This is a genomic window from Pseudomonas sp. HUK17 (genome assembly GCF_001566765.1).
Window position 1 is genome coordinate 170,723 of sequence record NZ_LSMW01000014.1, and the last position, 11,900, is coordinate 182,622.

Annotated in this window: 10 protein-coding genes; all 10 read right to left on the reverse strand. The window is 63.8% G+C overall.

Going from position 1 to position 11,900, the window contains the following annotated elements; translation table 11 throughout:
• Window positions 1-230: 230 nt before the first annotated feature.
• Window positions 231-1,256, reverse strand: a complete 1,026-nt coding sequence (locus tag AX284_RS10170) for an ABC transporter permease (protein WP_068385079.1) — start codon at window positions 1,254-1,256, stop codon at window positions 231-233.
• A 61-nt stretch (window positions 1,257-1,317) separates the two neighbouring features.
• Window positions 1,318-2,871, reverse strand: coding sequence for a sugar ABC transporter ATP-binding protein (locus AX284_RS10175; RefSeq protein WP_064309334.1), 1,554 nt, complete (start codon window positions 2,869-2,871; stop codon window positions 1,318-1,320).
• Between the two features lie 47 nt (window positions 2,872-2,918).
• Window positions 2,919-3,863, reverse strand: coding sequence for a sugar ABC transporter substrate-binding protein (locus tag AX284_RS10180; protein ID WP_068385082.1), 945 nt, complete (start codon window positions 3,861-3,863; stop codon window positions 2,919-2,921).
• A gap of 148 nt (window positions 3,864-4,011) precedes the next feature.
• Window positions 4,012-5,214: a maltoporin gene (locus AX284_RS10185; protein WP_068385085.1), complete on the reverse strand. Its 1,203-nt coding sequence runs from the start codon at window positions 5,212-5,214 to the stop codon at window positions 4,012-4,014.
• Window positions 5,215-5,428: 214 nt separating this feature from the next.
• Complete coding sequence (locus tag AX284_RS10190; protein ID WP_017641129.1) at window positions 5,429-6,364, reverse strand: sugar ABC transporter substrate-binding protein; 936 nt, start codon at window positions 6,362-6,364, stop codon at window positions 5,429-5,431.
• Window positions 6,365-6,497: 133 nt separating this feature from the next.
• A complete protein-coding gene (locus AX284_RS11920; RefSeq protein WP_160329277.1) occupies window positions 6,498-6,668 on the reverse strand; it encodes a hypothetical protein in 171 nt (56 codons plus the stop codon).
• Between the two features lie 168 nt (window positions 6,669-6,836).
• Window positions 6,837-7,901: a Gfo/Idh/MocA family protein gene (locus tag AX284_RS10195; protein WP_068385088.1), complete on the reverse strand. Its 1,065-nt coding sequence runs from the start codon at window positions 7,899-7,901 to the stop codon at window positions 6,837-6,839.
• Window positions 7,902-7,966: 65 nt separating this feature from the next.
• Entirely contained in the window at window positions 7,967-8,977 is a 1,011-nt protein-coding gene (locus AX284_RS10200; protein WP_068385091.1) for a Gfo/Idh/MocA family protein, read from the reverse strand.
• 57 nt (window positions 8,978-9,034) lie between these two features.
• The gene (gene iolD, locus AX284_RS10205; protein ID WP_068385095.1) at window positions 9,035-10,972 is read right to left on the reverse strand and encodes a 3D-(3,5/4)-trihydroxycyclohexane-1,2-dione acylhydrolase (decyclizing); all 1,938 of its coding nucleotides are present in this window, start codon (window positions 10,970-10,972) and stop codon (window positions 9,035-9,037) included.
• A 54-nt stretch (window positions 10,973-11,026) separates the two neighbouring features.
• A complete protein-coding gene (locus AX284_RS10210) occupies window positions 11,027-11,866 on the reverse strand; it encodes a TIM barrel protein (protein ID WP_064309339.1) in 840 nt (279 codons plus the stop codon).
• Window positions 11,867-11,900 lie beyond the last annotated feature (34 nt).

The following is an 11,900-nucleotide window of genomic DNA, read 5'->3' on the forward strand; positions in this document are numbered from 1 at the left end:
GGTGGGGGCGCCCTCACCCCGGCCCTCTCCCAAGGGGAGAAGGGGAAAAGCGGTCAGGTGTGACTCGGCCTCTCACCCCGGCCCTCTCCCAGCGGGAGAGGGGGAAGAGCAATCGGGTGCTGGCTCGCCCTCACCCCGGTCCTCTACCAGCGGAGAGGGGGAAGAGCAATCGGGTGCGGGCTCGGCCCTCACCTCCGGCCCTCTCCCAGGGAGAGGGGAAGGCGCCAGCCCTAGCGCTTGGTTTTGCGCTTGTTGCGGTACTGGTCGATGACCACGGCGACCACGATGATCAAGCCCTTGATGATGTCCTGGACGTAGGCGTCCACCCCGAGGAAGGTAAAGCCGCTGGCCATGGTGCCGAGGATCAGGGCGCCGATCACGGTGCCGGTGATGCGTCCTACCCCGCCCGCCAGGCTGGTGCCGCCGATCACCGCCGCGGCGATGGCGTCCAGTTCGTAGGACATGCCCATGCCCGCCTGGCCGGTGGCAGCGCGGGCCGAGGCCACGACGCCGGCCAGGCCCGCCAGCAGTCCGGCGATGCTGTAGACGATGATCAGGTGCTTCTTGACGTTGATGCCGGAGATGCGCGCGGCCTGCATGTTGCCGCCGATGGCATAGGTGTACTTGCCGTACTTGGTGTAGCGCAGGGCGATGTGGAAGATCACCGCCACCACCAGGAAGATGATCACCGGCATGGCCCCGGCGCCGATGGCGGTGTAGTTGTCGGACAGCATGCTGATCGGCTGGCCTTCGGTGTAGTAGCGCGCCAGACCGCGGGCCGAGACCATCATGCCGAGGGTGGCGATGAAGGGCGGAATACCGGTGACGGCGATAATGCTGCCGTTGATGGCGCCGGCCAGCAGCCCCACTCCGAGGCCGGCCATGACCGGCACCCAGACCGGCAGGTCGGTCAGCGAGGGAAACACCGCGCGGCCGAAGTCCGAGGTCTGGGCCAGACTCGCCGCCACCATGGCCGACAGCGCCAGCACCGAGCCGGAGGAGAGGTCGATGCCGGTGGTGATGATCACCTGAGTCACGGCGATGGCCAGCAGGCCGATGATCGAGACCTGCAGGATCATCAGCACCAGGCGCTGGGAGTTCAGCAGAAAGCTCTGGTCGCGCAGGACCCAGCCGAAGGCCTCGAAGGCCAGGCCGATGCCCAGCAGCACCAGCAGGATGCCCAGCTCGGTGGGGATGCGGCGCCGCGGGCGCGCGGTGGGTAGCTCGGCGGTTTTCTTGTCCAGGAGGGCACTCATCTTGTTCTACCTCGTTGTAGGCCGGAGGCGGCGGGTAGGCACCCGCCGCGCATGGCGCGCGCTAGTGCAGTACGGGATTACCCGAGGCCAGGTGCATGACCCGCTCCTGGGTGGCTTCGCCGCGATCGAGAAAGCCGGTGACGGTGCCTTCGTGCATCACCATCACCCGATCGCTCATGCCCAGGACCTCGGGCAGTTCGGAAGAAATCATGATCACCGCCAGGCCCTCGGCCGCCAGCTTGGCGATCAGCCGGTAGATCTCGGCCTTGGCGCCGACGTCGATGCCGCGGGTGGGCTCGTCGAGGATGAGGATGCGCGGGCGGGTCATCAGCCAGCGGGCGATCAGCGCCTTCTGCTGGTTGCCGCCGGAGAGATTGGCGATGCACTGGTCCAGCGAGGGCGTCTTCACCCGCAGCTGCTGGCGCATCTCCTCGCAGAGCTGGTCGAGGCGCTGCTGCTGCACGAAGCCGCCGCTGGCGAAACCCTTCAGCACCGCCACCTCCATGTTTTCCCCCACCGACAGGCAGGGAAAGATGCCGGTGTCCTTACGGTCTTCGGTCAGCAGCGCCAGCCCTTTCTGGATGGCGAGACAGGGATCGTTCATACGCACCGACTGGCCGTCGATGCGGATTTCGCCAGCGGTGGCCGGGGTTACGCCGAACAGCGTCTCGGCGACATTGGTGCGCCCCGAGCCCATCAGCCCGGCGATGCCCAGCACCTCGCCGGCGCGCAGGTCGAAGGAGACGCCGGAGAACACCCCATCCAGCGCCAGGTCGCGCACCGACAGCAGCACCTCGGCGCGCGGCGCGGTGCGCTCCGGGAACAGCTGGGTCAGTTCGCGCCCCACCATCATGGCGATCAGGCCGTCGCCGTTCATGCTGTCGGCGCGCTGCAGGCCGATGTATTGGCCATCGCGGAACACCGCGACCTCGTCGGCGATCTGGAACACCTCGTCCATCTTGTGGGTGATGTAGACGATGCCCTTACCCTGGGCCTTGAGGTCGGCGATGATGGAAAACAGGTGCGCCACTTCGGTCTCGGTGATGGCCGAGGTGGGTTCGTCCATGATCAGCACATCGCTGTCGTAGGACACCGCCTTGGCGATCTCCACCATCTGCCGTCCGGCGATGGACAGGCTGCCCACGCTGTCTTCCGGATCCAGGGCGATGCGCAGCCGGTCCAGCAATGCCTGGGTCTGGTGACGCATCTTGCCGTGGTCCACCAGGTGCAGGGCATTGAGTGGTTCGCGACCCAGCCAGATGTTCTCGGCAACGGTCATGAAGGGCATCAGGTTGAGTTCCTGGTGGATCATGGCGATCCCCGACTGCAGCGCCTGCAACGGTGTCTCGAAGCGCACCGGCACGCCGCGCAACCGCACTTCGCCGGCATCGGGCTGGTAGATGCCAGCGATGATCTTCATCAGCGTCGACTTGCCCGCGCCGTTCTCGCCCATCAGCGCCAGCACGGTGCCGGGACGCACCCGCAACTGCACGTGGGACAGCGCCTTGACGCCGGGAAACTCCTTGGTGACATCGACGATTTCCAGCAGGTATTCGCTGGGCGCGGCCGTGGCCGATAGCGGAATTACAGCCGCAGGGGTGGCAGGACTGAGCATGATCACGATCTCCTCGCCGGCCGTGCTGAGCCGGCCGGCGGTTTAGGTCATTGACGCTGGAACTGCTGATAGTTGTCCGGGGTGACGAGATGCACCGGGATCCAGAGATCACCCTGCAGCGCCTGGTGCTGGGCCAGCTTGACGGCAGCGTCCACGGCGCCGTTGCCCATGGCCACCGGATCACGCAGCACCGTCACGGCCAGCTGCTTGCGCGCGATGGCGGCGAGGCCATCGGGAGTGCCGTCGATACCGCCCACGGGAATGTCCCGGCGACCGGCGCGCTGCAGGGCCATGGCCGCGCCAATGCCCATCTCGTCGTTGTTGGCCGCCACGGCGTCGATCTCGCGTCCGCCCAGCAGCCAGTTGTTCATCAGGTCCAGCCCCTTCTCGCGCTGCCAGTCGCCGGACTGCTCCTCCACCACCTTGATATCCGGGTACTTGGCCAGTACGTCCTTGACGCCGGCCGTACGCTTGCGGGTGTCGTCATGGGCCAGGCGGCCGAGAAGGATGGCGAGGTGGCCCTTGCCGCCCATCTGCTTGGCCAGATACTCCATCTGCAGCTGGCCGATGGCGCGCTCGTCGGTGCCCACGAACACCACCCCGGCCGGGAAGCTCTCCACTTCCGGGCGGCTGTTGAGGTAGACCAAAGGGATGCCGGCGGCAGTGGCACGCTGGGTGATCTTGCGGGTAGCCGCGGTATCGGCTGGATTGACGATGAGCACATCGACCTTCTGGGCGATGAAGTTCTCGACATGGCCAAGTTGACGGACCACATCGCTAGCAGAGTCTTCCACCTGCAGGGTGGCGCCGCCCTCTACCTGTTTGGCACGGTCCTGCATGGCGCGGACCAGGTAGGCGATGTAATTGTCGAGATTGCCGACGGTAACGCCGATGCGCAGCTCCGCCAGGGATAGACCTGGCAGCGAGGCCAGGACCAGGGCGAGTAGCAGACGACGGAAAATGGACGGACGGGCAGCGGGGCTCTGAAACATCGACATCACCTACTTATTGTTGGAGCGGCGGTACACGGCGACCCGTGCCCGCCTTGGCGGTCAATGACTCGCAATCTATTAGAAAAAAAATTCCATATCAATAGAGTTTGGAATTTTAATAGCTGGCATTGACCGGTCGTACCCTGGTCTACCAGGAATGCTCGAGTTGTACGCCGAGATTGGCGCCATCCAGCGAGGAACCGAAGCTGCCGGTATCGGAAAGCGCCGATCCCGCCGCCAGCAGGTTGGCCGCGTCCTGGGCTGCGCGATTCCACTTGGCATAGGTCACGTAGAAGCGAACCTCGGGATGGGCGTTCTTGAAGGTCAACCCGCGCGGCGACCAGGTCGGCGCGAGGGTCAGCTTGGTCAGCTTGCGGGTACCACCGGGTGCCTGGACCTGGTCGTAGCCAAGCTCGGTCGCCAGCTTCCACTGCTCGGCGAAGCCATAGACGGTCCGGCCGCCGGTGGACAACCAGTGCTGGTCACCCGTATCGCGCTTGTCGGTCTGGTAGACGAATTGCAACTGACCACCCCAGCGCGGACCGATCTGCCAGTCGAAGAACTCCACCAGGCGATAGCTGGCTGAGTCGCGTCGGGTACCGATGTCACCGGTGGAACCCAGCGCTACCCCGGGCCCCTCGCCGTATTGCAGGGCCAGCGTATTCACCCCACCCCAATTCAGGAAGTTCTGCTGCTTGTGCTGGGCCGTCACCGACCAGCCACTGTGCGCGTCCTGCATGTTCGATGGCTTGTCGATGTAGCTGGCGCCCAGTTCCAGCAGGCCGTTGGGGTTGGTCTGGAAACCGGCCACGTTGAAATCGTAGCGGCTGATATAACGTGTCTGGTCGAAGTTGTCCTTGCGGGAGAAGGCCAGGCTGTATTTGAGATCCCCAATGGGGATGTCTTCCAGGCCGCCACCGGTAGCACTCTGATTCCAGTAGAAGAAGTCGGAGATATCGATGGAGTTGCGCTTGTAGTAACGGCGCCCCGCCCAGACCGCGCCGCCGTTGAGGGCCTGTACGCCGTTCCAGTAGGCATAGCCCTGGACCAGACGGGTCCTGCCGAAGTCGCCGTCGAAGCGCGGCGTATGGTCATAGGCGTTGTATAGCTGGACCATGCCATAGAGCCCAAGACGCGAGCCGTCGTCGAGCCTGAGCAGATCGTGGGACAAGGCGAGTTCGGCCAACTGCTCGCATTCGTTGCCCAGACGAAACTTGGAAGACGCTCCTGGCAGTTGAAAACACTGCTGGGACTGCGACCCTGTGGACGTCCCCAGACCGCCCCTCAGGTAGCCAGAGAAATCCAGGCCGTGCGCCAGCGGCAGGGTGCCACCCAACAAGCCTGTCAACATGACCCTGGTGATAGCTCTGTTCATCATGCTCTCTCTATTTTTTATTTATGAGGCGAAACGTACCGGCGCACTGCAGGGCGCCTGTCTTGAGCGAGCCATTGCCGGCCCGGAAGCCAAACGCCACCCAGCCGCTCGCGGAGCACGGGTCCAGGACTCGTGCTCGCGGCGGTGGCTAAGGCGTAAGGGTTTGGAGCGACTGGAGCGAGGCGGACTATCAGTCCTTCAGACGTTGCTGAAAACTGTCGACGTTCTCAGGGGTGATCAGCTGGTAAGGCACCCAGACGTTCTGCTCGACCTTCTCCTTTTTCGCCAGCTTGATCGCTGCCTCGACCGCGCCATTGGCCTGGCCCTTGGCATCCTGGAACACCGAGACCGCGAGCAGGCCACGCTTGATCGCCGAGAGGCCATCCGGGGTACCGTCGACGCCGCCGATCAGTACCGAGCCCTTGGCCTTGCCGGCCTGCTGCAAGGCCATGGCCGCGCCGATCGCCATCTCGTCGTTATTGGCGGCCACGGCATTGAATTCCTTACCGCCCAGCAGCCAGTTGCTCATCAGGTCCATGGCCTTGTCGCGCAGGTAGACCGCGGACTGCTCTTCCACCACCTTGATGTCCGGATACTTGGCCAGGACCTCTTTCACGCCCTTGGTGCGGTTGTGCGTGGAGTTGTTGGCCAGATCCCCCAGCATGATGACGACACTGCCCTTGCCGCCCATTTTCTCCGCCAGGTACTGCATCTGCAGGGTGCCGGCCTCCAGATCGTTGGAGGCTACGGTGACCACACCTTCAGGCAGCTTGAGTTCATCCGGTCGACGGTTGACGTAGACCAGCGGGATGCCCGCCTTGACCGCGGCCTCGGTGATGTTGCGAGTAGCAGCGGTGTCGACCGGATTGACGATGATGGCGTCCACCTTCTGGCTGATGAAGCTCTGCACCTGGTTCAACTGCTTGACGACATCGGCGCGGGCGTCCTCGAACTGTAATTGGACGTGCTCGCTCTTGGCTTTCTTGGCCATGGACTCACGCAAGTAGGTCAGCCAATTGTCGTCGAATTGCGACATGCTCACGCCGACCTTGAGATCGGCCAAGGCGGACGTGCTGGCTACGAGCAGGGAAAGCGCCAGGGTGGCAAAACGGATTTTCATGCGCATCGAGATAGCTCCAGTCGTTATTGTTTTATTGCGGTGGTAAGGCTTTTTGCTGGCGATCGGATGCCCACGCGCCTGTAGCCAGGCGCGCGGCTATCGAGATAAGGCATTGGGAGGCGGCCGCAGGCCGCCCAGGTCAGCTCGAGCGGAAGAGCACGGCTGCTCCAGGCGAGGCGCAAAGCACCACGCCCTGGCGCTCGTGGCAGAACAGCCGACCCAGCAAGGCGAGCAGCCGTGAATCCCGCCGAATGCGCAGGCGGTGAACGGCGAAGAGCGGAAGATGGGTGGAGTGTGCGGAGGACTTCATGTCGCGGCACCTGTCATTATTGTTGTCGGGACGCACCTGACGTGCGCAGTACCCTGGTGACTCGTTACAGCAACTGCATCTGACTTTATTGGAAATTTAATTCCATAACAAGATAAAAATAGAATTCAAAATCTACGTGAGACAACTATCCAGGTCTTGTTTCGAGCTTCACGACGCCTGCTCGAATGCCTGAGCGTCAGGCCGCGAAGGGACGGACGCTACCTTCACTGCCTGCCCATCCAGGGCGCTCTGGCGCGCGGCATCCAGCACGACCTGACAGGCCAGCGCCTCGCGGGTGGAGACCGGCGGGGCACTGCCTTGGGTCAGCGTCGCCAGCCACCTGGCATAGAAAAGGTCCCAGCGACCGCGTTCGCTGGGTATCCGTTCACGCTCTTCGCCCCGACTGAGCCAACCCCAGCGCTGATGCTCTTCAGCCCCCCAGTTGCCTTTCTCGCTACGCGGCGAAAGGCCCTGCAACAGCGCCTGAGTCTGTCCATCCAGCCCCTCCACCGTGTAGACGCCCTCCTCGCCCACTACCCGCAGACGCCAGGGGCAGCCCTGCAGACAACTGCCGGAAAGATGCGAGATCACGCCGCCCTGGTGCTGCAGGGAGATGAAGAACTCATCGTCCCGCTCGGGATCACCCTGATGGAAAAGTACCTCGGCATACACCTGAGTGACCGGCCCGAACAGCGTCAGCGCCTGGTCCACCAGATGACTGCCAAGATCGCGCAGCAGCCCACCACCGCTGGTGGCGCCGGCCTTGTGCGGCTCATCCACCTGGATGCGCGACTCGAAGATCCGCACCGGGCCCAGAGTACCTTCGCGTAGCAATTTAGCGACGGTGAGTACATCCGAGTCCCAACGACGATTCTGGTAGACGGTCAGAGCTACCCCGGCACGCTCGGCCGCCTGCACCATGTCCTGGGCATCCTGAAAGTTGAGCGCGAACGGCTTGTCGCTTACCACGGGAATGCCGTGCTGGATCGCCTCCAGAACCAGGGCCTTGCGCTCGGCGACCGGCGCTGAGATCACCAGGGCATCTATCCCGGCGGCGACCAGGCTGGCCAGGTCATCGTGGCAGGCCACCCCGGGATGATCCTGAGCCACCTCGGCACGCCGCTGCGGGGAACGGGTGACGACGCCGACCAGCCGCGCGCCTGCGGTACTGGCGATCAGGGGGGCATGAAAGAAACGGCCACCCAGGCCATAGCCGACCAATCCGATACGCATGGTTCGATTCTCCTCGTGCAGCAAAGAAAAACCCCCGCAGGCAGCGCGCCAGCGGGGGTCGGGACTCAGCCGTAGAAGGCTGGCCGAGTCGGCAGGGTGATGGGCACGATGGTGCCGCTGCGCTGGGCATTGACGCAGGCATCGCCGGTCACCGCAGCGATGTAGCCGTCCCAGGAGGACGGCCCGGTCAGTTGGCCGGCCTTGAGATCGTCGATGAAGGCCTGCAGCTCCACGTCATAGGCCAGCAGGAAGCGCTGCTTCCAGTCCACCAGAATCTCGTTGGACAGCTTGGCGTCGCTGCGCAGCTGCACCGAGGAGGGCTCCGGCAGGCGGGCAATGCCATGCTCGCCAACCACCTCGCACTGGATGTCGTAACCGTACTGGCAATTGACGAAGATCTCGACGTCGATACGTACCCCCTTGGCCGTCTCCAGCAGGACCACCTGGGGATCCTTGAGGTGCGCCAGAGCCTGTGAGGTCTTGCGTGGGAAAACCACCTGGGCCGACACATACTGATCGTCCAGCAGCCAGGCCAGCACATTGATCTCGTGGATCAGGGTATCGGTGATGGCCATGTCGGTGGTATAGCCTTCGCCCACGCTGGGATTGCGGTGTGCGGCATGGATCATCAACGGCTCGCCGATCCGCTGGCCATCGATCACCGCCTTGAGCTGGCGATAACCGGCGTCGTAGGGACGCATGAAGCCCACCTGGACCAGACGCTTGCCATGGGCCTGCTCGGCTTCGACGATGCGCTTGCAACCTTCCGCGGTCACCGCCAATGGCTTTTCGCAGAACACCGGCTTGCCGGCGGCGATGGCGGCCAGCACGTACTCTTCATGGGTCGGGCCCCAGGAGGTGACCACTACCGCCTGGACGTCCGCTGCGCCGACCAGGGCGTGGCCATCTGGATAGACCTCGGCGGTAATGCCTTCCTCCTGGACAACCCGGACGGCCTGTTCGAGGTTGATGTCGGTTACCGCCACCACACGACTGCCCAGCAGCTTGTGGCTGAGACGACGGATGTGTTCGCGGCCGATGGCGCCCGTACCGATAACACCGATGTTCAAGGTCATGACTTCTGTTCTCCGATTGAAATTGTTGTTACGTGAGAAAGCCGGGGACGAAAGCGATCAGTACTGGCGAGCCTGGGCGATCTTCTCCTTGAGCATCTGCGAGACGGCAGCGATCTTCTCGCTGGTGGAAACCTCGGCGCCGCCGACGCGCCACCAGGACAGGTACTTGTGGATCATGGTCTTGGGCAGCACCTTGATGTCGATCAGGGTAGAGACCTGTTGCTGGCGGGCATCGGCCAGGGCGGCATCGAGCTCTTCCAGCGTCTTCACGCGATAGGTCTTGCAGCCGTAGGCGGCGGCGCTCATGGCGAAGTCCACCGGCACGAAGTCACCGTCGAGCTTGCCGGTCTCCGGATTGCGGAAGCGGAACTCGGTGCCGAAGCTGCCCATGCCGTGTTCCATCTGCAGGTTGTTGATGCAGCCGAAGGTCATGTTGTCGAGCAGCACCACATTGATCTTGCGGCGCTCCTGGATGGAGGTGGCCAGTTCCGAGTGCAGCATCTGGTAGGAGCCGTCACCGACCAAGGCGTAGACCTCACGCTCGGGTTCAGCCAGCTTCACGCCCAGGGCGGCGTTGATCTCGTAGCCCATGCAGGAATAGCCGTATTCCAGGTGATAGGTATTGACCCCCTTGCTGCGCCAGGCGCGCTGCAGGTCACCGGGCAGGCTGCCGGCGGCGGCGACGATGATGGCGTCGTCGTCCAGCCGTTCGTTGAGACGGCCGAGCACCTGACTCTGGGTGAGCGAAGAACCTGTCAGCTGGACGAAATCCTCCAGCACCGCTCGCGGCAAGTCGTCGTCGATCTCCGGTACGAAGTCGGGCGCGTCGTAGCGTGCGGCGTAGACCCGATCGATTTCCTGCCGATATTGCTCACGGGCCTCGCCCACTTGAGCCCCCCAGTCGGCGCGATAACCGACAGCGTCCAGGGCCTCGGTCAGGGCGCTGAGGGCTTCGCGGGCATCGGCCACCACGGCCAGGCCGTCGAGCTTGCCAGCATCGAAGGCGGCCACGTTGAGGTTGAGGAACTCCACCTCGGGATGCTGGTAGAGCCACTTCGAGGAGGTGGTGAAATCGGTGTAGCGCGTACCCACGCCGATGATCAGATCCGCGTCCTTGGCCAGCAGGTTGGCGGCCAGGCAGCCGGTCTCGCCGATGCCGCCGACATTGAGTTCGTGGCTGGAGACGATGGCGCTCTTGCCGGCCTGGGTCTCGGCGAAGGGCATCTCGAAGCGCTCGGCGAAACGCTGCAGGGCCTCGGCGGCGCCGGAATACTTCACCCCACCGCCGCAGATCAGCAGCGGCTTGCACTTGCGCTTGAGCAGCTGCACCGCCTCCTCGATGGCGGCGGCCACCGGCGGCCGCCGATCCAGACGGTGCACCCGCTTGGCGAAGAAGTAGTCGGGATAGTCGTAGGCCTCGCCTTGGACATCCTGGGGCAGCGCCAGGGTCACGGCGCCGGTCTCGGCCGGATCGGTCAGCACGCGCATGGCGTTGATCGCCGCGCTCATCAGCTGCTCGGGCCGGTTGATGCGATCCCAGTACTTGCTCACCGCGCGGAAGGCATCGTTGGTGCTGATCGACAGGTCGTGGAATTGCTCGATCTGCTGCAGCACCGGATCGGGCTGGCGACTGGCATAGACGTCACCGGGCAACAGCAGCAGCGGAATGCGGTTGGCAGTAGCGGTGGCCGCGGCGGTCAGCATGTTGGCCGCGCCCGGACCCACCGAGGAGCTGCAGGCATAGATCTGCCGACGCAGCTTCTGCTTGGCGAAACCGGTGGCGGCATGGGCCATGCCCTGCTCGTTGCGCCCCTGGTGCACCACCAGGTCACCGGCATCCTGCTCCAGCGCCTGGCCCAGGCCCAGTACGTTGCCGTGACCGAAGATGGTGAAGACGCCGGCGACGAACTTGGTTTCCACGCCGTCGACGCTGAGATACTGGTTATCGAGGAACTTCACCAGGGCCTGGGCCATGGTCAAACGTTGGGTGCTCATGGATTCACCTCTTCGATCTAGAGACTCCCGGGAGTTATCCACCCGGGAGGCGCGTCACCCAGCGACAGCTTCGCCAGCCACCTGTTTTTCCAACAGGGCTACGCTCTGCGCTAGGGCTGATTGCGGATCAGCGAGTGCATGGACGCTGGCAGCGAAGGGCTCGAACGAGAGATAGCCGCGGTAACCGTCGTCAAGGAGGTGCTTGATCTGCTCTGCGTTGCCGAGAATATCCGCCTCACCTACCAGCACCCGGTGCGCATCGCGAATCTGATTAAGAGGCAAGTCCGCATCTTCAACGCCGGAGATGTGCACCAGGCCAGTCAGCTCGGCGAAGAACTCGGTCTCGCCCGCCAGATGATGGTGGAAGGTGTCGTGCACCAGACGGAACACGTCCAGTCCGCCAACCGCCTTGATGGCCTCCACCGCCTGCCGCTTGAGGCGCAGTGAGCACTCTTCGAAACCCAACGGTTCGACGAAGCCGAGGATGCCGTGGTCGCGCAGAATGGGGGCCAACTCGCTCAGGGCCGTGCGCAGGTCACGGGCACGCTGAGCGGCGTCGCGGCTGTCGGTACGGTCATTGAGCGGGCACATCACCAGCCCCTCGGCGCCACAGGCCTTGGCATAGGCAGCCAGTTTCAGCGTCTGGGCGCGGCGTTCGTCGTTCCAGACGTCGAAGGGATAGAGGGCGTTGATGGACAGAAGGCGAATACCCTCGGCTTGGCAAAGGTCACGAACCCGCTCTGGTGGAGTGCCATCATCTATTTCCACATCATTGAGATCGTTACGGATTTCAATGGCGTCACTGCCCATGGCCTTGGTCAAGCGAATGAACGCCGAAAGGTCCAGAGAGGGGGCAACGATTCGATTGAAGGCAAAACGCAGCGGCTGACTCATTTGTTCTTGTACTCCAGGGGCGTTGAGGTTGGGG